Origin of the sequence: Algoriphagus yeomjeoni, assembly GCF_003259505.1 — a bacterium.
Lineage (GTDB): Bacteria > Bacteroidota > Bacteroidia > Cytophagales > Cyclobacteriaceae > Algoriphagus > Algoriphagus yeomjeoni.
Window position 1 is genome coordinate 235,461 of record NZ_QLLK01000005.1, and the last position, 22,876, is coordinate 258,336.

A 22,876-nucleotide genomic window follows, 5' to 3' on the forward strand; every position below is an offset into this window, starting at 1 on the left:
ATGATCCAACAAGAATCAAGACTAAGCGTAGCGGATAACTCTGGTGCCAAAGAGGTGCTAGTAATCCGTGTATTGGGAGGAACAAAAAAGCGATATGCTTCAATCGGCGATAAAGTCGTAGTGACAGTAAAGTCAGCTCTATCTTCCAGCAGCATGAAAAAAGGTACCGTGTCAAGAGCGGTAATCGTGCGTACTCGTAAGGAAATAAGAAGAAAAGACGGTTCTTACATCCGTTTCGAGGACAACGCAGCTGTGTTATTGAACAACAACGACGAGCCTAGAGGCACGCGTATCTTCGGCCCAGTGGCTAGAGAGTTGAGAGAGAAGCAGTTTATGAAAATCGTTTCATTGGCTCCTGAAGTATTGTAATCATGGAAAGAAAAATGAACAAGCAACCAAAGCTTCATATCAAAACTGGTGACACTGTCAAAGTGATCGCAGGTGATGACAAAGGCAAAACAGGAAAAGTACTTTCCGTAGATAAGCAAAAAAGTAGAGCAATCGTTGAGGGTCTTAATATGATCACTAAGCACGTGAAGCCTACTGCAGCTAAGCCTCAGGGCGGTATCGATAAGAAAGAAGCTTCCATGCATATTAGTAACCTTATGCTTGTAGATCCTAAATCTGGTGAAGCCACTAGAACAGGTCGCAAGGAAGGTGAAAATGGTAAATTAGTAAGATACTCTAAGAAAACTGGGGAGGTGATCAATGGCTAATCCAAGAATCAAGCAAAAATATGTGGACGAGATCGTCCCTGCTTTGAAAGAGAAGTTTCAATACTCTTCAGTAATGCAAGTACCTAAGTTGGAGAAAATCGTTCTTAACAAAGGTATCGGCGCAGCTGTAGCAGATAAGAAATTGGTTGACCAAGGTGTAGAAGAGCTTTCTTTGATCACTGGTCAGAGAGCTGTTTCGACAATCGCAAAGACTTCTGTTTCCAACTTTAAGTTGAGAGAAGGAATGCCTATCGGAGCTAAAGTTACTTTGAGAGGTCAGACTATGTACGAATTCCTTGATCGTTTGATCACTATCGCACTTCCACGTGTGAGAGACTTCAAAGGTATTTCTGATAAGGGTTTTGACGGAAGAGGTAATTATACACTAGGTGTACAAGAGCAAATTATCTTCCCTGAAATCAGCATTGAGAAAGTCAACAGAATCTCTGGAATGGATATTACTTTTGTGACTTCTGCTAAAACAGATGAAGAAAGTTTAGAATTGTTTAAGGCTTTCGGAATGCCTTTCGTTAAAAAAACTAAAGAAGAATAGTCATGGCAAAAGAGTCAATCAAAGCTCGTGAGAGAAAAAGAGAGCGTCTGGTAGCCAAGTATGCAGATAAAAGAGCCGCGCTTAAAGCAGCTGGCGATTATGAAGCACTTGACAAATTGCCAAAGAACGCGTCTCCAGTTAGACTTCACAATAGATGTAAACTAACTGGTCGTCCTAAGGGCTACATGAGAAAGTTCGGTATCAACAGGGTAACCTTCAGAGAAATGGCCTCAGCAGGCAAAATCCCTGGAGTGACAAAGTCCAGCTGGTAAAATAACGACAGTAGTTTTTATTATAAAAATCAATTCGTAACTTTGCACGCCCAAAACGGGTGTAGCTAGACTATAAAATACAATGACTGATCCAATAGCTGATTATCTGACTAGGTTGAGAAACGCCATCAAGGCATCTCACCGAATCGTAGAAATCCCTGCTTCTAACATCAAAAAAGAGATTACAAAAGTATTGCACGAGAAAGGATATATTCAGAATTACAAGTTTGAAGAAAACGGTCCTCAGGGATCTATCAAAATTGCTCTGAAATTTAATCCGGTTACAAAGCAAAACGCAATTGTAAGCTTGAAAAGAGTTAGTACGCCAGGTTTGAGAAAATATGTGAAACATACGGAGCTTCCAAGAGTAATCAATGGTCTTGGTATAGCAATCGTTTCCACTTCTAAAGGAGTAATGACTGACAAAGAAGCCCGTACTGAGGGTGTAGGTGGAGAAGTTCTTTGCTACGTATACTAATTTACTATCATGTCTAGAATAGGTAAAAAACCAATAAATATACCTGGCGGTGTTACTGTAGACGTCACAGACAAAGGTACTGTGACTGTTAAAGGTCCAAAAGGTACACTGGTGCAGGATGTGAATCCTGATATCACAGTGAAAGTAGAAGACAACGAGATCGTTGTTACTAGACCTACTGATTCTAAGAGACACAAGTCTATTCACGGTCTTTACAGATCGCTAATCAACAATATGGTGATTGGTGTTTCTGAAGGATACAAGAAAGATTTGGAGCTTGTAGGTGTAGGTTTTAAAGCGTCTAACCAAGGACAGATTCTTGAATTGAATCTTGGTTACTCTCACAATATCTTTATGATGCTTCCTGATGAGGTAGCTCTTAAAGCTGAGACTGCAAAAGGTAAGAATCCAATCATTACCTTAGAATCGATAGATAAAGAATTGATTGGACAAGTAGCTGCAAAAATCAGATCTCTTCGTAAGGTTGAACCTTACAAAGGAAAAGGTGTGCGCTTCGTTGGTGAACAAGTTAGACGTAAGGCTGGTAAAACTGCCGCTAAAAAATAATAGGTTATGGCATTTAATAAGAATTCCAGAAGACTTAGAATCAAGCAGGGTATCAGAAGAAAGATTTCTGGTACTGATTCCAGACCTCGTTTGTCAGTTTTCAAAAGTAATACTGGCATCTACGCTCAGCTTATCGATGACCTTAAAGGTCAGACTGTGGCACAGGCTTCTTCCAAAGAATTGGGAGCAAAGGCTAACGCTAATGTATCAGTTTCCAAAGAAGTAGGTAAAAAACTTGCTGAAAGAGCTGTTGCGAACGGAGTGGACTCCGTAGTATTTGACAGAAATGGCTACTTGTATCATGGGAATGTGAAAGCTTTGGCAGATGGTGCCAGAGAAGGAGGCCTTAAATTTTAATAAGCTATGTCTCAACTAAGAAGAAAGCCTATCAGGGCTACAGATACAGATTTAAAAGAAAAAGTAGTAGCAATCAACCGTGTTGCCAAAGTGGTAAAGGGCGGTAGAAGATTCTCTTTTTCAGCAATCGTTGTAGTAGGAGATGGTCAGGGTGTTGTAGGTTACGGTTTGGGTAAAGCCAATGAAGTAACTGATGCAATCACGAAAGGCATCGAGGACGCAAAAAAGAATTTGGTTAAAGTTCCAATTTTAAAGGGTACGATCCCTCATGAGCAGATTGGAAAATATGGTGGAGGATTTGTTTTGATCAAACCAGCAGCAGCAGGTACAGGCGTTATCGCAGGTGGTGCAATGCGTGCAGTTTTAGAGAGTGCTGGCGTTACTGACGTATTGGCAAAATCTAAAGGATCATCTAACCCTCACAACGTGGTAAAAGCTACTATTGAAGCTTTGACTCAGCTAAGAGATGCTATCGCTGTTTCACAACAGAGAAGCATTAAAATGTCTAAAGTATTTAACGGATAATCGAAATGGCTAAGATCAAAATCACGCAAACCAAAAGTACCATTGATAGACCAAAAGATCAAAAAGCAACAATCACTGCTTTGGGTCTAGGTCGTATCAGCAAATCAGTGACCGTAGAAAATACGCCTCAGATTGCCGGTATGGTAAATAAAGTTAATCACCTTGTAAAAGTGGAGGAAGCTTAATTATGAAACTGCATACATTAACACCAGCTGAAGGATCTACCAAAAATCGTAAGAGAATTGGTAGAGGTACAGGTTCAGGTAGAGGTGGAACTTCTACAAGAGGTCATAAAGGAGCTAAATCTAGATCAGGCTATAAGTCTAAACTAGGTTTCGAAGGTGGTCAAATGCCACTTCAGAGAAGAGTTCCTAAATTTGGATTCAAAAGCTTGAATAGAGTAGAGTTCAAACCAGTAAATTTGGATACATTGCAAAGCATTGCTGAGCAATACAATCTTGAAGTAGTAAACATGGAAGCGTTGGTTTCTCATGGTATTGCTTCTAAGAATGACAAAATCAAAATCCTCGGTGGAGGTGAATTGAAATCCAAATTAGACGTAACTGCTCATAAATTCTCAGCAACTGCAGCAGCAGCTATTGAGAAGTTGGGTGGAACGGTAAACACAATTTAAATTAATGAAAAAGTTTATTTCGACAGTTAAGAACATTTTCTCTATCGAAGACCTTAGAGTTAGAATCATGAATACGATCGGATTTCTGATCATATTCAGATTAGGGTCGTTCATAGTTCTGCCTGGTGTTGATCCTTCTCGTTTAGGAGATGCGCCCGAAGGAATCTTTGGATTGATCGATACCTTCCTTGGTGGAGCGTTCAGTAACGCATCTATCTTCGGTCTAGGCATCATGCCATATATATCTGCTTCCATCGTGTTGCAGTTATTGACTGTCGGAGTACCATATTTTCAGAAAATGCAAAAAGAGGGTGAATCTGGAAGAAAAAGAATCAACCAGATCACTCGAGTTTTGACTATCCTAATCACTATTGCACAAGGTATCGGTTATGTGTCCGCTACTATTATGCCTACAGGAGCAGTGATGGTTAGCTCTACTTTATTTATGTTTAGTTCTTTGGTTTTACTTTCCGCTGGTACCATGTTCTGCATGTGGCTGGGAGAGAAAATCACTGAAAAAGGTATAGGTAATGGTATCTCAATGCTTATTATGATTGGTATCATATCTAGATTCCCTGGAGCGATCATTGCCGAAGGTCTGGAGAAAGGTACTTCAGGTATGTTGCTTCTTCTTATTGAAGCCGCTGTATTGTTCTTCGTGGTTGTTGGGGTAATTGCCTTGACCGAAGCGACAAGAAGAATTCCTGTGCAGTATGCTAAGCAAGTAGTAGGGGGTAAAGTTTATGGTGGACAAAGACAGTATATACCTATTAAGGTAAATGCGTCTGGAGTTATGCCAATCATCTTTGCTCAGTCTTTGATGTTCGTTCCTGCTTTGATCGCTCAGATCTGGGCTTCAGAGAATGACATCGCTAACTACATTGGAGCTACTTTCAGTGATTTCACTTCTTGGCAATACAATCTGCTTTTCGCAGCAATGATCATCCTTTTCACTTTCTTTTACACTGCTATCACAGTTAATCCTGAGCAGATCGCTGAAGATATGAAGAGAAATGGAGGATTTGTTCCAGGGATTAAGCCTGGAGCTCCTACATCGGAATTCATCGATGGAATTATTTCCAAGATTACACTTCCGGGATCTATTCTCTTAGCTGCAGTAGCGATTCTTCCTGCTCTTGCGATTATATCCGGTGTGGGTGGAGAGTTTGCTCAGTTCTATGGTGGTACTTCTCTACTAATTATGGTAGGGGTTATCATGGATACATTGAGACAGATTGAAAGTTATTTGTTGATGAGACACTACGAAGGCATGATGAAAAGTGGTAATGTGAAGAATAACCCTTCTAATTACCAAGTTGCCTAAAGATGATCAATTATAAGACTTCGGAAGAAGTTAAGTTAATAAAAGAAAGTGCCGATATACTAGCTAAAGCCCATGGGGAAGTAGCGAAATATGTCAAGGAAGGGGTAAAGACCTCTTTTCTAGATAAGGTTGCTGAGGAGTTTATCAGGGATCACAATGGAGTTCCTTCTTTCAAGGGCTACAATGGGTTTCCTTCTTCGCTATGTATTTCTATAAATGAAGTAGTTGTACATGGTTTTCCCAGTGAATATGAATTGAAAGATGGCGATATAATCTCAGTAGATTGTGGAGTCTTTCACCAAGGTTTTCATAGCGATTCCGCTTATACATACCCCATTGGTGAGGTCTCTCCTGCTGTTAAAGCATTATTAAAAGCCACCAAAGATTCACTTTACATTGGAATTGAGCAAGCTGTCTATGGGAAGCGCATCGGTGATGTAGGCAATGCTATTCAAAAGTTTGTCGAAGCTAAAGGCTACACTGTAGTCAGAGAGTTAGTCGGACATGGATTAGGTAGAAGTCTGCACGAAGCACCAGAAGTTCCCAATTATGGAAAGAAGGGCAGCGGTCCTTTGATAAAAGAAGGAATGGTGATCGCAATTGAGCCCATGATTAATCTTGGAACACGAAATATTGTACAAGAGCGGGATGGATGGACTATTCGCACTGCGGATAGAAAGCCATCAGCACATTATGAGCATACAGTAGCGATATTTGAAGATAGAACAGAGGTATTAACCTCTCATAAATACATAGAAGAGAATTTTAAATTCTAATATGGCCAAGCAAACATCAATAGAGCAAGACGGTACGATCAAAGAGGCATTGTCTAATGCGATGTTCAAAGTGGAACTAGAGAATGGGCATCAACTGATCGCTCACATATCTGGGAAGATGAGGATGAATTATATCAAGATTCTTCCTGGTGATCGAGTAAAGTTGGAACTGTCTCCCTATGATTTGAGTAAAGGCAGAATTGTATATCGATATAAATAAGACTGAGATGAAAGTAAAAACATCCATCAAAAAAAGAAGTGCTGACTGCAAGCTAATCCGTAGAAAAGGGGTTTTGTATGTCATCAATAAGAAGAATCCTAAGTTTAAACAAAGACAAGGTTAAATTATGGCTAGAATTGCAGGTGTAGATATACCAGACAATAAGCGTGGCGTAATCGGTCTTACCTATATCTTCGGAATAGGTAGATCTGCAGCCAAAGCTATCCTGACCAAGGCCGGTATCTCTTTCGATAAAAAAGCAGGTGAGTGGGATGACGATGAGTCAACTGCTATCCGTAACATTATCGCTGAAGAGTTCAGAACCGAAGGTGTATTAAAGTCAGAGATCCAATTGAACATCAAGCGACTACAAGATATTGGTTGCTACAGAGGTTTGAGACACAGAAAAGGACTTCCAGTTCGTGGTCAGCACACCAAGAACAACGCCAGAACAAGGAAGGGTAAGAGAAAAACAGTTGCTAACAAGAAAAAAGCAACTAAATAAAACCTGATTAGATTATGGCTCAGAAAAGAAACGATAAAGCAAAGGGTAAAAAAAGAGTAGTAAAGGTCGAAGCTGTAGGTCAAGCTCACATCAGAGCGTCCTTCAACAACATCATTATCTCTCTTACCAACAATGCAGGTCAAGTAATATCTTGGGCTTCTGCCGGTAAAATGGGTTTCAGAGGTTCAAAGAAAAATACTCCTTACGCAGCTCAAATGGCGGCGCAAAACTGTGGACAAGTAGCATATGACTTAGGTTTGAGAAAAATCGAAGTATTTGTAAAAGGTCCAGGATCTGGTCGTGAATCAGCGATCAGAACATTGCAAAATGTAGGATTGGACGTGACTACGATCATCGATGTGACTCCAATGCCGCACAACGGTTGTCGTCCACCTAAGCGTAGAAGAGTTTAATTTTAAAATTGTAATACAATGGCTAGATATACAGGTCCTAAAGCAAAAATTGCCAGAAAATTCGGCGAAGCTATAGAAGGACATAGCAAAGCACTTGCAAAGAAGAACTACCCTCCTGGCATGCACGGAAGAGGTAGAAGAAAAAAGCAGTCTGAATACGCAATCCAGCTTGCTGAAAAGCAAAAAGCAAAATACATCTACGGAGTATTGGAAAGACAATTCGCTAAGATGTTTGATATTGCTTCCAGAAAAACTGGAATCACCGGAGAGAACCTTCTTCAGCTTCTAGAAGCAAGATTGGACAACACGGTATATAGAATGGGAATTTCCCCTACCAGAAGAGGCGCTAGACAACTAGTATCTCACAAGCATGTGCTTGTAAACGGTGAGGTAGTTAACATTCCTTCGTTTACACTTAAGCCAGGTGATGTAGTTTCTGTAAGAGAGAGATCGAAGTCTCTAGAAGCAATCACAAGTAGCTTAGCAGGTAGAGGTGCTAATAAATATTCCTGGTTAGAGTGGGATGGCACATCGTTGACCGGCAAATTCGTCAGTGTTCCAGGCAGAGATGATATTCCTGAGAATATCAAGGAGCAACTCATTGTCGAACTTTACTCTAAGTAATATTTTACTATTTTCAGCTTTTAAAAAAGAACGAGATATATGTCCATACTAGCATTTCAAATGCCCGAGAAAGTGGTAATGGAAAAAGCCGATGATTTTCATGGCTTATTCACATTCAAACCACTCGAAAAAGGCTATGGAGTTACAATCGGTAACGCCCTGAGAAGAATTTTGCTTTCTTCCTTGGAAGGTTATGCCATCACTGCCATCAAAATACCTGGTGTAGTGCATGAGTTTTCGACCATCGAAGGTGTAGTTGAAGACGTTACAGATATTATTTTGAACCTTAAGCAAGTGAGATTCAAGAAAGTGCATGAGGCATTTGACGGGAAAATCACTGTTGAGATTAAGAATCAATCTGTCTTCACTGCAGGTGACATTGCTAAGTTTACTTCTTCCTTCGAGATCTTAAATCCAGAGTTGGTAATCTGTCACATCGACGAGACTAAAAACTTTGAGATCGAATTGACGATGGAGAAAGGAAGAGGGTATCTACCAGCTGAAGAATCCAAACCAAAAGAGCAAATCTTCGGTACTATCGCTATTGATGCTGTATTCACGCCAATTAAAAATGTGAAATACAGTGTGGAGAATACGCGGGTAGAGCAGAAGACTGACTTTGAAAAATTGATCATGGAAGTTTCTACTGACGGCTCAATCCACCCGGAAAAAGCCCTTCAGGAATCTGCCAAAATCCTTATCCAACACTTCATGTTGTTCTCTGACCAGACTATGGTTCTAGATTCAACTGGTATCGCGGAGCCGGAGCCAATTGACGAAGAATTCTTGCATATGAGAAAGCTTCTTAAGACCAATTTGGGTGACCTTGACCTTTCTGTTCGAGCATTCAACTGTCTTAAAGCTGCTGACGTGAAGACTTTAGGTGATCTTGCCAAACTTGAGATTTCTGATATGATGAAATTCAGAAACTTTGGTAAGAAGTCCTTAGCTGAGCTAGAGCAACTTATTCAAGAAAAAAGCCTGACCTTCGGGATGGATATTTCTAAGTATAAACTTGATGAAGAATAAATAATAATGAGACACGGTAAGAAATTTAACCACCTTGGAAGGAAGGCCGCTCATAGAAAAGCAATGCTTTCTAATATGGCAACTTCGCTGATTCTTCACAAGCGTATCTCAACCACGCTTGCCAAGGCAAAAGAATTGAAGAAGTACTTGGAGCCACTAGTGACTAGAGCTAAAGAAGATACTACGCATAATAGACGTATGGCTTTTGCTTATTTGAAAAATAAGGAAGCTATCATCGAACTATTTGGTGAAGTGATCTCTAAAGTAGCTACTCGTCCAGGTGGATATACCAGAATTATCAAAACTGGTTTCAGATTAGGTGATAACGCTGAAATGTGTATCATCGAATTGGTTGACTTCAACGAGTTGATGTTGAAAGATACTAAGCCTGCTAAGAAAACTACTAGAAGATCTCGTAGAGGTACTGGTAAAGCAGCAGGTGCTGAAGATACTGCGAAAGCAGAGGTCGCACCAGCTAAAGAAGAAGCTACTGAAGAGCCAAAAGCTCCTGAGGCATCTGCAGATTCTGCGGACGAAGAAACTGATAACAAATAAGTTGATCGGTGACTTGACGATATTGAAAGGATTGGACATAAGTTCAATCCTTTTTTTATACCCTTTTCATTTATCTTCCTTCCCAATAAATATTTAACTTTGGGCAATTATTCAGCAAAATGATCAAACAAAAAGCAACATTACTCTTGGCCGATGGTACGGTCTTTCACGGTTCTTTAATTGGTAATCCTGGGACAAATGGTGGAGAAATTTGTTTCAACACCGGAATGACCGGGTATCAGGAAATTTATACCGACCCATCCTACACTGGGCAAATCATTGTAACTACTACTTCTCACATAGGAAACTACGGTGTGATTGATGAAGAGGTGGAATCTGACCACCCTACTATCGGAGGAATTGTAGTGAACACCTTTTCAGACGTTTATTCTCGCCTAGATGCCTCTGGTTCTTTACAGGATTATTTGGTAAAGAACGGTATCACTGGTATTGCAGATATTGATACTAGGCAACTGGTTAGGCACCTTCGGTCTAAAGGTGCAATGAATGCCATTATTAGTTCCGAATTTGAAGATAATCTTGAGGGCTTACAAGCTGAGCTTGAAAAGGTGCCTAATATGGATGGTCTTGAGCTTTCTTCTACTGTCTCTACTCAAGAACCTTATTATTTTGGAGATGAAAATTCTTCAATTAAGGTTGCTTGCATGGATTTTGGAATCAAAAAGAATATTCTAAGAAGCCTAGCTGACCGTGGCGTTTATTGCAAGGTTTTTCCCGCTAAGGCAACTCTTTCAGAAATGGAAGAATGGGCGCCAAATGCATATTTCCTTTCTAATGGTCCAGGTGATCCGGCAGTAATGGAATATGCAGTGAAAACTACCAAGGATATTTTAGAAACAGGCAAGCCCGTATTTGGAATTTGCCTAGGACACCAAATCCTTGCTGAGTCTTGCGGGATTTCTACCTACAAAATGCACCATGGTCACAGAGGATTAAACCATCCTATTAAAAACGTTTTGACCGGTAAAAGTGAAATCACTTCCCAGAATCATGGCTTTAATATCACGCGAGAGGATACAGAGAAAAATCCTGATGTAGAAATCACGCATGTTCATCTGAATGACAATACAGTTGCTGGAATTCGTCTTAAAAACAAGCCTGCGTTTTCAGTTCAATACCACCCTGAATCATCTCCTGGACCACATGATTCCCGCTATCTGTTTGACGATTTTATTTCTTTAATCAATAAAAATTAATACCCTTAAACCTTTTAAAACTATGACGTTGATTCAATCAATTCATGCAAGACAAATCCTCGATTCTAGAGGAAATCCTACTATAGAAGTAGATGTATATACAGAAAATGGAGCTTTTGGCCGCGCAGCTGTACCAAGTGGTGCATCTACAGGTATCAATGAAGCAGTAGAGCTTCGCGATGGAGATAAAGGTGCCTATATGGGCAAAGGTGTTACTAAAGCAGTAGCAAATGTGAATGACATTATCGCTTCTGAATTAGTAGGCTTTGATGTATTTGAGCAAAATATGATTGATCAGATTATGATCGATCTTGATGGCACCCCAAACAAAGGTAATCTTGGTGCAAATGCAATTTTGGGTGTTTCTCTAGCTGTTGCCAAGGCTGCCGCTATGGAGTCAAATCAACCTCTATACAGGTATGTAGGTGGTGTGAATGCAAACACATTACCAGTTCCTATGATGAACATTATCAATGGTGGTTCTCACTCTGATGCACCTATCGCATTCCAGGAGTTCATGATCCGTCCAGTTGGTGCACCTACTTTCTCAGAAGCAATGAGAATGGGAACTGAGATCTTCCACAACCTCAAGAAAATTCTTCATGACAAGGGACTTAGCACTGCTGTAGGTGATGAAGGTGGATTTGCACCTAACTTCTCTGGAGGAACTGAAGAAGCTCTTGGAAGTATTTTGGACGCTATTGCTAAAGCTGGATACAAAGCAGGTGACGACGTAACAATCGCCTTGGATTGTGCAGCTTCTGAGTTCTTTGTAGACGGAAAATACGACTATACAAAATTTGAAGGTTCAACTGGAGTAGCAAGAAGCAGAGCAGAGCAAGTTGCTTACTTAGCTGAACTGACTGAAAAATATCCTATCGACTCTATCGAAGATGGTTGTGCTGAAGAAGATTGGGAAGGTTGGGCTATGTTGACAGCTAAAATCGGTGACAAAATTCAATTGGTAGGTGATGATCTTTTCGTTACAAACGTTAAGTTTCTTCAGAGAGGAATCGAAGAGAAATCTGCAAATTCTATCCTAATCAAAGTAAACCAAATCGGTACCTTGACTGAGACCATCAATGCAGTTAATCTTGCCCATAAGGCAGGTTTTACAGCAGTAATGTCACACAGATCTGGTGAAACTGAAGATTCAACTATCGCTGATCTAGCTGTGGCATTGAACTGTGGACAAATCAAGACAGGTTCTGCGTCTAGATCTGATCGTATGGCTAAATACAATCAACTACTCAGAATCGAAGAACAATTAGGTGATGCAGCTGTTTTCAATGGTAAATTCTAATTAGATCCGATTTTATAGATTTCTTTAAAAGACAGCTTACATTAGTGAGCTGTCTTTTTTTTGCATCATTTTTGTAACTTGACTTAGAATATCAATCATTTCATATGAGCAAATACCTTAAGTACACCAAAAGCTTTTATTTTCTAGGACTTGTTTTTTTTGTAGCATGGATGATTTTTATTGACTCAAACAACGTAGTTAACCAAGTTAAGTTGAGCTCTAAGTTGGGTCAGTTGGAAGATCAAAAAGAGTTTTACCTTGAGAGAAGAGAGAAAATAAAAGCAGAAAGAGAAGAATTGATGAGCAATCCAGAACTCTTAGAGAAGTTTGCCCGTGAGAAGTACTTAATGAAAAAAAACACTGAAGATCTCTATGTCATTGTTAAAAAGTAAATACCTACTCCTATTTTTTCTTGCTTTTGCCCTTTTTCAATCGTCCACATTTGCGCAGCGTGAGATTTATGAAGGTGATTCTATTCAGCTTAAAGATCGATTGTATTATGGGGGGAACTTTGGGATGCAATTTGGAACCGTCACTTTAATTGACTTTTCTCCTCTAGTCGGTGTGATGATTACCCCGAAGTTTTCATCAGGTGTTGGGATCACCTATCAATATTTTAATGATAGACGCTACATAGGTGGAGAAACATCCTCCTACGGTGGCAGGCTTTTCAGTCGATATAATATCTTTCCAAATATCTTCCTTCATGCGGAATATGAATCTATCAACTTCGATAATTATAATCGATTTTCAGAGCGATTTGAACGGATTTGGTCCAATGCAATCTTCTTAGGTGGTGGTTATTTCGCCCCGTTTGGCCCAAGAGGAGGTGCAAACTTTACATTCCTCTATAATGTATTGCATGATAATCTTCGTTCGCCTTATGGTGAACCATACGTGATTCGTGTTGGTTTTGTGCTGTAGATACACCTAATACATTTTTAATGGAATCCTTTATTTCAAAACTTCACAAAGCTCATCAGGATTGTTCTGAATGCCCTTCACCAAAGGTGATTCAGAAGTTTTTTGAAGATACGCTTGGGCTCCTTTTCCCGGAGTATACCGTAGAAAAGATCGAAGATAGGTTGCAAATAGAAGCGGCTTTACTTATTCTGCAGGATGATTTATCTTTTATTTTGGAGAGAAACCCTCATTTACATAAGGGCAAAGGTTCACAACTAGCGAAGGTCTTTTTTGATAATCTGGAACAGATTTATGACTGGATAAATCAGGATGTTGATGCCATGTATGCTGGAGATCCTGCTGCCAAGTCAAGGACGGAAATACTTAGAAGCTACCCAGGCTTCTATGCTATCGCAGCCTATAGAATTGCGCATTCTCTTCTGGGCTTAGGTATCAATTTGATTCCAAGAATCATCACAGAATTTGCACATAGCCGTACGGGAATAGATATTCATCCAGGGGCAACCATTGGGAAGCATTTCTGTATTGATCATGGTACCGGAGTGGTGATTGGTGAGACGACTATCATTGGGAATCACGTGAAGATCTATCAAGGCGTTACTCTCGGAGCATTGAGCGTAGATAAAGCGGATGCAGATAACAAAAGGCATCCGACCATAGAAGATGAAGTCGTGATTTATTCGGGAGCGACTATTCTTGGCGGTAATACGGTTATTGGGAAAGGCAGTACAATAGGTGGCAATGTTTGGCTGACGAAAAGTGTCGCCCCAAAAAGCAAAGTTTATTACCAAACTCAAATGTACCACGCAGACTCTGCTGTGACAGATATGTACGTTTTCAAAAATGATCAAGATGAAATGAGCCACTAGTATTTATTCTAGGAAAGAATAATATTTTAGCGAGCGAATTCCATGCGAGCAAACTTCTATCAATACTAAACGCATGAAACTATTTGAACTTATAGGCAATACCCCACTTGTAGAGCTAGATCATATTCCAGTAAATCCCAAAGTCAAGATTTTTTGTAAACTGGAAGGTCAAAATCCAGGAGGAAGTGTGAAAGATCGTGCAGCATATAATATGCTTAGAAGTGCCATGGATCGCGGCGATATTAAAGCCGGAGATAAGCTAGTAGAAGCAACCAGCGGAAACACAGGAATTGCCTTGGCGATGGTTGCCAAAGTTCTTGGACTGGAAATGACGTTAATCATGCCTGATAATTCCACTAAAGAGCGTGTGATTTCTATGGAAGCTTACGGAGCTACAGTGATTCTCACGCCAGCGGCAAAAACAATCGAATATTCTAGAACCTTGGCAGAGAAGATGAGCAAGGAGGGTTATTTGATGTTGGACCAATTCGCTAATCCGGATAATTACCTAGCTCACTACAAAACAACTGGACCAGAAATATGGGAGGCTACAGATGGTGAAGTGACTCATTTTGTATCTGCGATGGGGACCACAGGGACAATCATGGGAGTTTCCAAGTATTTGAAAGAGAGAAATCCTGAAATTCAAATTGTAGGAACTCAGCCAACTGATGGCTCAAGCATACCCGGTATCAGGAGATGGTCACCCGAGTTTTTGCCAAAGATTTTTGACTCGAGTAGAGTTGATCAGGTGATAGATGTTAGTCAGGATCAGGCCACTGAAATGACTCGACGAATGGCAAGAGAAGAAGGTATCCTTGCCGGGATGAGCAGCGGAGGAGCATTACATGCAGCTATCGAGCTTTCCAAAACTTTGAAAGAAGGAGTGATTGTTTGTATTACCTGTGACCGTGGTGATAGATATTTGAGCTCCGATCTTTTTGGGTGATATGCCCTTTACTCGTATTCTGATTTTATAAGTTGAATCCATCAACTCTGGTAGGAATCATTTTCCCCGATCTAGGTATAAAAGATATAGCCTGAACCCATTCAGGTTTATCCTTCAAAAAAGGCATAGGTGAAAAATTAGCCTATATGTGGTTCTCAGAGGGGTTTTTCTTTACGGTAAAAGAATTTGTTGCTACAAGGTCTCAATGGGCAGCTGGTTTGCATTATTTCTAATGAACCCGATTACTGGGTTTTAATTTGAAATTTTAAACCAACTAGACCATGAACTCAATTAATGAAAATCAGGAAGAACATAACAGAGAAAACCTTGCTGGACAGGAAGCAGTGAAGAAAATCCGTGAATTGATTGATAAATCAGGATCATGTTTTTTTGTGACTTCAACAAGTCTCAATAACTCTCATAAGTCTCGTCCTATGTCTGTCCAAAAGACTGATGAAGCTGGGAATATCTGGTTTCTCAGCGCAAAGGATAGTATGAAGAATATGGAAATTGCAGCTGATACGGACGTGACGCTATATTTTCAAGGTTCATCATATTCAGATTTCTTAGAATTGAATGGTCATGCTGTAATTACAGATGATCGCGCAAAAATTGAAGAACTTTGGGACCCAACAGTTAAGGCATGGTTTACCGAAGGAAAAGATGATCCTAGAATCTCAGTCATACAATTTATCCCTGATAGCGGATATTATTGGGACAACAAGCATGGAAATACTGTCGCTGGAATCAAAGTTTTGATCAGTGCGATTTCAGGGAAAACAATGGATGATTCCATTGAAGGAACTTTGAAAGTATAATGGGGGACTTTAAAGTTCGAATGTGATCTGGGAAACTGGATCACATTTTTTTATTTCTTAGCCACGAAGGACACGAAGAAAGCGCAAAGGTTTTGGATGGAAAGGGAAATTGAGCGGAAGGAGAAGATGTGTAACGGTAACAATATCAACATAATTTCGCCGCGGCGTTGCGTCGCCGCGAGACAGTTAGATCCTGAAAAAGATCTTCTTTTTATAAAGGAAGTAGCATAAATACCACATTGCACCCAGAGTCAGAAATGCAGTAATAATAGCGATGACAGCTTCTCCTATTCCAATCGATTCTAAGACCCCACCGCTGAAAATTTCTATAAAGCCATAAAGCCAGCGATGTCCTAAAGTCTCTGCAAAGAGATAAATGAATATGGAATTCATCCCAACTATCACAAATGGGAAAACCCAGGAATTTACTTTTTTGACATCCACCAACCAATAGCAGAAAGCTAATGCCAACATCGCCCAACCACCAGAAGCAAAAGCAAATGCGGTGGTACTGATCCGCTTTACAATAGGGGTGATTCCTGCTATATCCAATCCATAACCGATTGCCAAGGCAATTACTCCAGCTATTACGAGCGCTTTTATCTTTTCTTTTTCTGACCTTTTGGAAAGAAGTAAATTCCCACAAATCGCTCCCCAAATCGTATGGGCAGCCGTCGGAATGCAATTAATAGCTACCCAGCCTCCATTATTTACCTGCCCCATCAGAATTTGATCTATATAATTTCCAAAGTTGGTTCCATGCTCATATGGAACTTCAGGATTGTAAAGTCTATACAAAATTTCCGTCAAGGCAAGTAGAGCCAATGAAACTCCTAATTGTACTTTCCATGATCTGTCTAAAAGAAAATAAGTGACCAAAATGGTGAAAGATAATTGAGTTAGGACATTCCACAGCTCGAATACCAATTCTCCTGCATAGACGCAATGCAAACCTGTCCCGAAGAGAAATAGTAAGAGGCATCGTTTCAGAATGTGGCGGGTTACCTTGCTTCGGTCACTAACTACCGCCATTCTTTTGTTCAGAGAAAACGGCATAGCTACACCTACGATAAACATGAAAAATGGCTGGATCAAATCCCAAAACCGCAGCCCATGCCAAGGATGATGGGTGAATTGTGTGAAAAAAGGATGAAGGAATGCTCCTTCAGGATTAGCCTCCAAAAGTGTATGGTAAACTGATGCTGCTTCAGCTACAAGTAAGAACATAGTTATTCCTCGAAATACATCTAGGGAAACAAGCCTGTTTTGGTTAGAAAGTTTCAGGTTACTCATGGGTATGGGTTTAGAGTCAGTGGTTTTTCTAAGATATAAAAAATGGAAGTTTATATTATTGTAAACTTGACCAGTGGAAATCAAAAAAGGGAAGAGGCTTTATTAGCGTCTTCCCTTAACTACTTGAATAGAATTATTGCTTACTTATTTCTCCTTCTCTTTTAGATTTTGTCTCATTACCAGAGAATTGTTGTCTGGGTCTCGAAAGAAGAAAAACCGATCTACGTAGCCTTCGTCTGATATGTTTTCAATTATAAATTCCTCATCAGAAACGGGATCTATAGCTACATTTTTACACTGAAGATATTCCAGGCCCTTTTTAATGTCTGATACAATAAGGCTTGGGACGGTTCCACTATCCGGTGGCGGGTCAAATGGCTTTTCTATATCAACAAATAACCCAATTGTAGATTTTAGTCCCTCATCTACATTTAGGTTCATCTGTATATAGGAGTTTTTTTCATAAGACCCACCAGCGTTAATTGTGTACTTGTCTTCTACTTCATAGCCTAGGATGTCTCTGTAGAACGTGAGAGACTTTACCATATCACTTACTGAGATTTTGGTGACCTGCTGTTCATAGTTGAAAGTCATAGAAGTTGAGTTCAGTGCTTCAGTTTGGCTCTTTCAGCTGGAGTCAAATCCTCTCCAGTCACAAATTCAAAGCTAGGTCCAGCCATAAATCCTGGATGGTTTGGATCTGGAGTTTTCAAAAGAGTTAAGGCATATAGCCTAAGTGAAAACATCAAGCCCATAGCTTCATTAATTTGTTCAGGTTCTCCATTGAATGTGCGATGCAGGCTATTGAGCAAATACGTATAGGAATAGTTGAAAAACTTGCTGTTCACAAACGCTAAGGAATTCGTCGGATAATCTGACATTTTTGGGTTCGGCCACATATTCGGAATATGGGTACTGTCCAATGGAACCGGTGCTCCCGAATAGGAGTAGCCATTTTCTGCATTAGGATCTTTGACCAGTTTTTTGCCTTTGACAATCTCCTGAAACCGGTAATAATGTGCAGGCTCTTCAATTTCAGAATCGTCAGGATTGACAAAAGGATCAGTGCTAGTACCTTCACCTTGATCTACAATGATATCTATTCCTCTAATTGCTGAATCTAAATCTGTGATAGGAAATAGCAGATTTGCCGGAAAGAACTTCTCAAAAGTCATTTGATCTTCAATTTTGCCAGTAAAAATTGTTTTCCCAGGACCTGCAGCTTCTTCCATTCGTTTTAATTTGTCTTTAATTTTTTGATAAAACTGTCCTATGGTCATCGGTTCATCACTGCCAGCATAATTAGCTAATGCCTTGATAGATATGGGATGTTCTGGCTCTTCAATGGACATAAAGACATTTTGGACCAAGTCCACCGAGAATTTCTCCAAAGGAACAGTTAGCCCGGAATCAACGCCTCCCGGTAATGGTCCCGGATAGGTAGGAATAAAATCAGGTTTATTTAAGCAAGGCTTTCCACCAATGGCTGTCAGTAAGTTACTCGCAATCGAAAGGTGCAGCATTTCTTCTCCGACCACGGAGCCTATGATATTGGAGATTTCATCATTTCCGGTATTGTGCAATGTGAAATTTGCAGTCAAATAGGGTGGGATAGTTGAATGCTCGAGTTCTATGGCTGTTTGTACAGCATTTCTTAAGTCCTCGATTGAGTCGATAGTTATTTTTTTAAGTAAGATCATGAGTGGAGGGATTAAAGTTTTTTATAAGTGATTTCATCTTTTTTTCCGGTTTGGCTAAGTATGCCATCCAGGTAATTGAGAATCATTTGTTGTTTATCCCTCGAGAGATCTCGCGTCACAGGCATGTAGTTTGGATCAGATTTCTCTTTTCCGAAGACAAATTTTAATATCTCAGCATTTTTATCAACTACTTCTTGATCAGCCAGATTGAAAATCCCTTTTGACATCAATGGATAAAGATTGGCGTATTGCTGCATGGTAGGCTGTAAGTCTGACCAGGTAGGATTGTCGATCTTAGTTTGTTCCACGCTGTCAAAAACCAACAGACTGATGAAGTTATTCTGGTTGCAATTGGAAAAATAGGTGTTGCTTAAGTTATAGGCTATTCCGTATACTTGCCCATCTATATAGGATCTAGGATTACCTGGATCGCCAGCTTTCACGGGTAAGCTTAGCTTTCCTTCAGCGTCGGTGGTTAAGGTTTCAGGGAAATCAATTGCTTCTACCGGCACACCTATAACTGGAGGATTTGGGCCCAACGCATTTATGTTTCTTGCGAATGAAACCGAACGATTTGGTAAAGGCTTGCCTAGTGAAGAAGCGTATAACTGGGCTTCGCATGACTCTCCAGGATTCAAGTAAAACACCGGGTAATCGGCGCAGACGTATTCTTTGAATTCTTGAAAAACTGGGGTTGATTGTTTCGTAGATGCGATTAAGTCAGGATCGTTGGGATTGTTTGGAGTGACTATAACTAGAGGGTATTTTTCTGCTAGTTCAAATTGAGTTTCACTGAGCGGAATGCTACAAACCCCAGAAGAGCCTAGGTACCAATCAGGCTCATGGTAGGGAATGTTTGCCAGAAATTCGTAGTCTGGATAATTCGTAGCTCCTTTATCCACAGCTAGAATTAGCTTATTATGTTGGGCTAAAACCACATGACCTGTAGCTTTATCTACGTCGAACTGGAAGGAGTTACTAAGATCGAGTGAAAGGCATTTTACTTGAGAGTCCAGCACAGCTGAGGCGTAGCAGCTAATACTTGAATTAGTAGGGAAAAACTGCCTGCCAACGGTGAAATGCTTAGGTTCAGAAGTAGTGGAAGGACCGATTGAGCCTACTATTCTTCCCAATGTGAATTGAGGGGAAGTGTGGTCGCCATTGTATCTATCCACAGTAAACTGGATGGAAAGCTGATCCGGGCTGCACCCAAACAATTCTTTGAGATACCTGGAATTACTCTCTTCTAAATCCCAAGTTATGTTTTTCAAAATAGACTGGTAAGTGGCGGATGCCGCTCCATCGTGGGTCTGATCCAGCGACCTGGTAAACCATAAGTTGGTAAATGCGGCAACTTCATAGTCGGCTTTAAATAGATCCTTTTCGCCCGAAACTAGTCTGACAATTAATCCCCAAAGCGCAGAAACACCCTGCTGTTGGGAGTCTAGATCCACTATTTTACCACAGACCTTGGAGTCAGAATCCATGATAGACATTCCGATGATGGGGTCATCTGCATGGTGAAACGTGCTGGTGCCATCCAAGTAGGTAACGCTTTTCACAGTACATCCTAGAAATCTCCAGTTTCCTGTACCATCAGGATTCCACCAGCCATTTGCGTTCTTTCCTTCCGTGTATTGTTGATACTCAGGTCGGAATGATACATTGTTGAAATGTGTGGGATCATTGTTGACCGTAGAGGGGTCAGCCTGGAATTGCCCCGAAAAAGTTAATCGGGGTGAGTTTAAATAAGACATTTTTATAAGTTTAAAAGATTAATAAAAAGTATAATCTTAAGTTAGTTGATGTCTTTTTTAAAAGCTAATAAATTAATTATAAATATCTGATAATAAGTTATTTAATTATTTATAATATCGAGATAATCCTATTGTGGGGTTGGACAATTTCATAAAAATTTGATTATAAGAGTAGTATAATGTTGTTTGCTAATATATAATTGTAATATATATGGTTAGCTCAGTTGTTAAGTTCTTTCCTAATCCAATTTTTCATTTTGGGAAATTCCGTTGAGTCGCATAAGTCCATCCATACCAATAATGGTAACCCTTTAAAATCCCCAGATTCATAGGAGTCAATTAGCATCTGAGCATCTCCTTTGTATCCATCAGGATGAAAGACTACTTCCGGATTAAGATTCAAATACTTCAAAGCAGCATAGGACCAAAGCATCACGCCAATTTCATCATCTTGTCCTGGTGCTCTATATTCTTTGACATTACCTACAATTGTTTTTCGCTCTTCCTCGGTCATCAACGCGATATGTCCAGCTTCATGGAGTAAATCACCTGGATATAAAAGTGTTTCCAGGTCATATAATAAAACGCCTTTTTCAATTTTTAGCCCAGGTAGGAAGGTGTTATCAAGTTTTTGAGATTTTGTAGGTATTCCGATTTCCTCTAGGAAATCAAAGATGATTTTCGTGTTTTTGGTGTCTTCTTTAGATTTAGGCAAAGGTGTTTTCGCTTTAATTCCCCCAAAAGCCCCGAAGCACATATTCTTATGCAGAATCTCAACCTGGCTAAATCCTACCTGTTTCATCAGGTCTAGCTGGTAATTCATTGATCTTGGCGAATCTTCCTTGGCTACATAAGCCAGTACTTTTTCACGATAATCTTTTCCGCCGATTTCTTCTAGGTATTCACCATAGCGCTCCCACGTGTAGGCATTGAGCAAGTCAGTATCTTGCGTAATCAAATCAGATATCATGAGACATCCTCCTGGTTTGAGCAGCTTAAAAAGTTTAGCAAAGGTTCTTTCCCAGTCTTCATCTTCCCGAAGATGATGCAAAACTGCTCCAGCTAAAATAATGTCGAAACTTCCTTCAGGAAGCCAAATATCCCGTATGTCTCCTTGGAAAGCTGATACTTTACCTTGAGTTTCAGCTGAAACCCGTTCTACTGCCTTCTCAAGCATATTCCCACTTAAATCCACTAATGTGCACGACAGATCAGGAACTTTGCTAAGCATTTTCAATGCATAATTTCCCGCTCCGCAACCCACATCAAGAATACTTTCTGCTTTGGGGACGATTCGTTTTGCGGCTTCAGTAATTAGTTCCAGAGAAATCGTAGCATCGATAGTAGCCACTTGGCCTGTATCTAGGTTTGAAAATCGTTCTACATCATTATCGAATCTTTCGCGGATTTCTGAGACACTTGACTTATTCATTGGTAAGATTGTGGGGTGAAAAATGACAATTAGTAATTTGAAATGGGTTGCTTATAAGTGCTGATCAAAAAGAATCATATTTCCATCTGGATCTTTGACTAAAAAGCTGCCTGGTCCTGATGTGTTCTCATCAGCCGGGTTGATGATTTCTTCGCCGGCAGACTTTAAGTGCTGCTGGATTTTTCTTACATCCAGGTAACCTTCCACTTCCTGAGCATTTTCATCCCAACCTGGATTGAAAGTCAAGATATTCTCTTCAAACATGCCTTGAAACAACCCAATCAGGGTACTCTCATTTTTCATAATCAAGTAATTACTTTCCATAGCTCCACCAAACTGGGTAAAGCCAAGGTTTTCATAAAATGCTCGGGAAGCTTCAAGGTCTTTGACGCTGAGACTAATAGAAAATGCTCCTAGTTTCATAGCTGTGTAGTTTATGTTTTTAGATGTATTTGCAGGGTTTGATTCCAAAAAAGAATTTAAGAAAAAACCTAGGATAAAGGATGTCATTACTGCGCTGCTAAAAAGAACAAAACGGTTCATATCAAGATTGATTAGGTTTATTTAATGAATTTCAAGAGACTTATCATGGTGCCCAAATGCATGGCTTCATGGTAATTATTGAAACTTATTGCATCCTCTACCTTGGCTAGATGAAAGCCCTTGGATGTGGTGTAAGGTGTGTATTGTTGCAGTTTTCCTGTTGCAAAATCAGCCTTTGTCTGTGTGATTGGCTTGATCAGAAGCTCCTTGAATAGCTCAATGGTGTCCTGAGATTCGGGGATGCTAGGCTTAGTTCCGGGCTTATATTTTTGAAAAATATCATCAGAAATATTCAATGGTACATTGGCGAGTCCATAGACGAGGCGTTGCTGCACCACGATTACATGGCCGATATTCCAAAGCAAGTTATTATTGAAACCCTTAGGCACTTCATTCAATTGTTCCAAAGAATTGTGAATAAGAAACTTCAGGTAGATTTTCCGATTGTTTTCCCAGATGTGAAAGTCGTTATTCATAGAGGCTAGTTACAGGTTTTTATGCTCATGTTGCCAGAGCTTATTTT

At 40.0% G+C, this 22,876-nt stretch carries 33 protein-coding genes; 26 read left to right on the plus strand and 7 right to left on the minus strand.

Annotated features, from left to right (window positions below; genetic code table 11):
• The 26 genes from rplN to LV83_RS10430 all read left to right on the plus strand — a co-directional run bounded on the left by rplN (position 1) and on the right by LV83_RS10430 (position 15,628).
• Positions 1 to 369: a 50S ribosomal protein L14 gene (rplN, locus tag LV83_RS10305; RefSeq protein WP_086500285.1), complete on the plus strand. Its 369-nt coding sequence runs from the start codon at positions 1 to 3 to the stop codon at positions 367 to 369.
• 2 nt (positions 370 to 371) lie between these two features.
• Positions 372 to 716 (plus strand): 50S ribosomal protein L24, encoded by a 345-nt coding sequence (gene rplX / locus LV83_RS10310; protein WP_111611456.1) that lies wholly within the window; start codon positions 372 to 374, stop codon positions 714 to 716.
• Entirely contained in the window at positions 709 to 1,269 is a 561-nt protein-coding gene (gene rplE / locus LV83_RS10315; protein WP_086539684.1) for a 50S ribosomal protein L5, read from the plus strand. Before rplX ends, rplE begins: the two co-directional genes overlap by 8 nt.
• A gap of 2 nt (positions 1,270 to 1,271) precedes the next feature.
• Entirely contained in the window at positions 1,272 to 1,541 is a 270-nt protein-coding gene (gene rpsN, locus LV83_RS10320) for a 30S ribosomal protein S14 (protein ID WP_086539683.1), read from the plus strand.
• A gap of 82 nt (positions 1,542 to 1,623) precedes the next feature.
• Positions 1,624 to 2,019: a 30S ribosomal protein S8 gene (gene rpsH, locus LV83_RS10325; protein WP_092894627.1), complete on the plus strand. Its 396-nt coding sequence runs from the start codon at positions 1,624 to 1,626 to the stop codon at positions 2,017 to 2,019.
• A 9-nt stretch (positions 2,020 to 2,028) separates the two neighbouring features.
• A complete protein-coding gene (gene rplF, locus LV83_RS10330; protein WP_111611457.1) occupies positions 2,029 to 2,586 on the plus strand; it encodes a 50S ribosomal protein L6 in 558 nt (185 codons plus the stop codon).
• 6 nt (positions 2,587 to 2,592) lie between these two features.
• Positions 2,593 to 2,943 (plus strand): 50S ribosomal protein L18, encoded by a 351-nt coding sequence (gene rplR / locus LV83_RS10335; protein ID WP_111611458.1) that lies wholly within the window; start codon positions 2,593 to 2,595, stop codon positions 2,941 to 2,943.
• A 6-nt stretch (positions 2,944 to 2,949) separates the two neighbouring features.
• Positions 2,950 to 3,468, plus strand: a complete 519-nt coding sequence (gene rpsE, locus LV83_RS10340; protein ID WP_111611459.1) for a 30S ribosomal protein S5 — start codon at positions 2,950 to 2,952, stop codon at positions 3,466 to 3,468.
• 5 nt (positions 3,469 to 3,473) lie between these two features.
• Positions 3,474 to 3,653, plus strand: a complete 180-nt coding sequence (rpmD, locus tag LV83_RS10345; protein ID WP_057939441.1) for a 50S ribosomal protein L30 — start codon at positions 3,474 to 3,476, stop codon at positions 3,651 to 3,653.
• Positions 3,654 to 3,655: 2 nt separating this feature from the next.
• Positions 3,656 to 4,102 (plus strand): 50S ribosomal protein L15, encoded by a 447-nt coding sequence (rplO, locus tag LV83_RS10350; protein WP_111611460.1) that lies wholly within the window; start codon positions 3,656 to 3,658, stop codon positions 4,100 to 4,102.
• Positions 4,103 to 4,106: 4 nt separating this feature from the next.
• Complete coding sequence (gene secY / locus LV83_RS10355; RefSeq protein WP_111611461.1) at positions 4,107 to 5,426, plus strand: preprotein translocase subunit SecY; 1,320 nt, start codon at positions 4,107 to 4,109, stop codon at positions 5,424 to 5,426.
• A gap of 2 nt (positions 5,427 to 5,428) precedes the next feature.
• On the plus strand, positions 5,429 to 6,202 hold the full coding sequence (gene map, locus LV83_RS10360; protein WP_111611462.1) for a type I methionyl aminopeptidase: 774 nt from the start codon (positions 5,429 to 5,431) through the stop codon (positions 6,200 to 6,202).
• Between the two features lies 1 nt (position 6,203).
• Positions 6,204 to 6,422: a translation initiation factor IF-1 gene (infA, locus tag LV83_RS10365; RefSeq protein ID WP_057939437.1), complete on the plus strand. Its 219-nt coding sequence runs from the start codon at positions 6,204 to 6,206 to the stop codon at positions 6,420 to 6,422.
• A gap of 7 nt (positions 6,423 to 6,429) precedes the next feature.
• On the plus strand, positions 6,430 to 6,546 hold the full coding sequence (rpmJ, locus tag LV83_RS10370; RefSeq protein ID WP_082632371.1) for a 50S ribosomal protein L36: 117 nt from the start codon (positions 6,430 to 6,432) through the stop codon (positions 6,544 to 6,546).
• Positions 6,547 to 6,549: 3 nt separating this feature from the next.
• Complete coding sequence (gene rpsM / locus LV83_RS10375; protein ID WP_091692107.1) at positions 6,550 to 6,927, plus strand: 30S ribosomal protein S13; 378 nt, start codon at positions 6,550 to 6,552, stop codon at positions 6,925 to 6,927.
• A 14-nt stretch (positions 6,928 to 6,941) separates the two neighbouring features.
• Positions 6,942 to 7,340, plus strand: coding sequence for a 30S ribosomal protein S11 (gene rpsK, locus LV83_RS10380; RefSeq protein ID WP_057939435.1), 399 nt, complete (start codon positions 6,942 to 6,944; stop codon positions 7,338 to 7,340).
• Positions 7,341 to 7,358: 18 nt separating this feature from the next.
• A complete protein-coding gene (gene rpsD, locus LV83_RS10385) occupies positions 7,359 to 7,964 on the plus strand; it encodes a 30S ribosomal protein S4 (protein ID WP_111611463.1) in 606 nt (201 codons plus the stop codon).
• Between the two features lie 39 nt (positions 7,965 to 8,003).
• The gene (locus LV83_RS10390; RefSeq protein ID WP_111611464.1) at positions 8,004 to 8,993 is read left to right on the plus strand and encodes a DNA-directed RNA polymerase subunit alpha; all 990 of its coding nucleotides are present in this window, start codon (positions 8,004 to 8,006) and stop codon (positions 8,991 to 8,993) included.
• A 6-nt stretch (positions 8,994 to 8,999) separates the two neighbouring features.
• Entirely contained in the window at positions 9,000 to 9,548 is a 549-nt protein-coding gene (gene rplQ / locus LV83_RS10395) for a 50S ribosomal protein L17 (protein ID WP_111611465.1), read from the plus strand.
• Positions 9,549 to 9,667: 119 nt separating this feature from the next.
• Positions 9,668 to 10,765, plus strand: coding sequence for a glutamine-hydrolyzing carbamoyl-phosphate synthase small subunit (carA, locus tag LV83_RS10400; RefSeq protein WP_111611466.1), 1,098 nt, complete (start codon positions 9,668 to 9,670; stop codon positions 10,763 to 10,765).
• A 22-nt stretch (positions 10,766 to 10,787) separates the two neighbouring features.
• Positions 10,788 to 12,068 carry a phosphopyruvate hydratase gene (eno, locus tag LV83_RS10405; RefSeq protein ID WP_111611467.1) on the plus strand — a complete coding sequence of 427 codons (1,281 nt, stop codon included), beginning with the start codon at positions 10,788 to 10,790 and terminating at the stop codon, positions 12,066 to 12,068.
• A gap of 104 nt (positions 12,069 to 12,172) precedes the next feature.
• Positions 12,173 to 12,460, plus strand: a complete 288-nt coding sequence (locus LV83_RS10410) for an FtsB family cell division protein (RefSeq protein ID WP_111611468.1) — start codon at positions 12,173 to 12,175, stop codon at positions 12,458 to 12,460.
• The gene (locus LV83_RS10415) at positions 12,441 to 12,992 is read left to right on the plus strand and encodes a hypothetical protein (protein WP_111611469.1); all 552 of its coding nucleotides are present in this window, start codon (positions 12,441 to 12,443) and stop codon (positions 12,990 to 12,992) included. The genes LV83_RS10410 and LV83_RS10415 overlap by 20 nt, the downstream gene beginning before the upstream one ends.
• A gap of 20 nt (positions 12,993 to 13,012) precedes the next feature.
• On the plus strand, positions 13,013 to 13,861 hold the full coding sequence (locus LV83_RS10420) for a serine O-acetyltransferase (protein WP_111611470.1): 849 nt from the start codon (positions 13,013 to 13,015) through the stop codon (positions 13,859 to 13,861).
• A gap of 73 nt (positions 13,862 to 13,934) precedes the next feature.
• Positions 13,935 to 14,810, plus strand: coding sequence for a cysteine synthase CysM (gene cysM / locus LV83_RS10425; protein WP_111611471.1), 876 nt, complete (start codon positions 13,935 to 13,937; stop codon positions 14,808 to 14,810).
• 281 nt (positions 14,811 to 15,091) lie between these two features.
• Positions 15,092 to 15,628 (plus strand): pyridoxamine 5'-phosphate oxidase family protein, encoded by a 537-nt coding sequence (locus LV83_RS10430; protein ID WP_111611472.1) that lies wholly within the window; start codon positions 15,092 to 15,094, stop codon positions 15,626 to 15,628.
• A gap of 186 nt (positions 15,629 to 15,814) precedes the next feature.
• Here LV83_RS10430 and LV83_RS10435 read toward each other — a convergent pair whose 3' ends face one another.
• From LV83_RS10435 to LV83_RS10470, 7 genes are all read right to left on the minus strand, one after another.
• The gene (locus LV83_RS10435) at positions 15,815 to 16,921 is read right to left on the minus strand and encodes an acyltransferase family protein (RefSeq protein WP_111611473.1); all 1,107 of its coding nucleotides are present in this window, start codon (positions 16,919 to 16,921) and stop codon (positions 15,815 to 15,817) included.
• 144 nt (positions 16,922 to 17,065) lie between these two features.
• Positions 17,066 to 17,515, minus strand: a complete 450-nt coding sequence (locus tag LV83_RS10440) for a VOC family protein (RefSeq protein WP_111611474.1) — start codon at positions 17,513 to 17,515, stop codon at positions 17,066 to 17,068.
• Between the two features lie 11 nt (positions 17,516 to 17,526).
• Positions 17,527 to 18,621, minus strand: coding sequence for a ferritin-like domain-containing protein (locus LV83_RS10445; protein WP_111611475.1), 1,095 nt, complete (start codon positions 18,619 to 18,621; stop codon positions 17,527 to 17,529).
• A gap of 11 nt (positions 18,622 to 18,632) precedes the next feature.
• The gene (locus LV83_RS10450; RefSeq protein WP_111611476.1) at positions 18,633 to 20,378 is read right to left on the minus strand and encodes a hypothetical protein; all 1,746 of its coding nucleotides are present in this window, start codon (positions 20,376 to 20,378) and stop codon (positions 18,633 to 18,635) included.
• 220 nt (positions 20,379 to 20,598) lie between these two features.
• Entirely contained in the window at positions 20,599 to 21,810 is a 1,212-nt protein-coding gene (locus tag LV83_RS21610) for a class I SAM-dependent methyltransferase (RefSeq protein ID WP_245947032.1), read from the minus strand.
• 51 nt (positions 21,811 to 21,861) lie between these two features.
• The gene (locus LV83_RS10465; RefSeq protein ID WP_111611622.1) at positions 21,862 to 22,233 is read right to left on the minus strand and encodes a VOC family protein; all 372 of its coding nucleotides are present in this window, start codon (positions 22,231 to 22,233) and stop codon (positions 21,862 to 21,864) included.
• A 137-nt stretch (positions 22,234 to 22,370) separates the two neighbouring features.
• A complete protein-coding gene (locus LV83_RS10470; RefSeq protein WP_111611477.1) occupies positions 22,371 to 22,829 on the minus strand; it encodes a DinB family protein in 459 nt (152 codons plus the stop codon).
• Between the last annotated feature and the right edge of the window lie 47 nt (positions 22,830 to 22,876).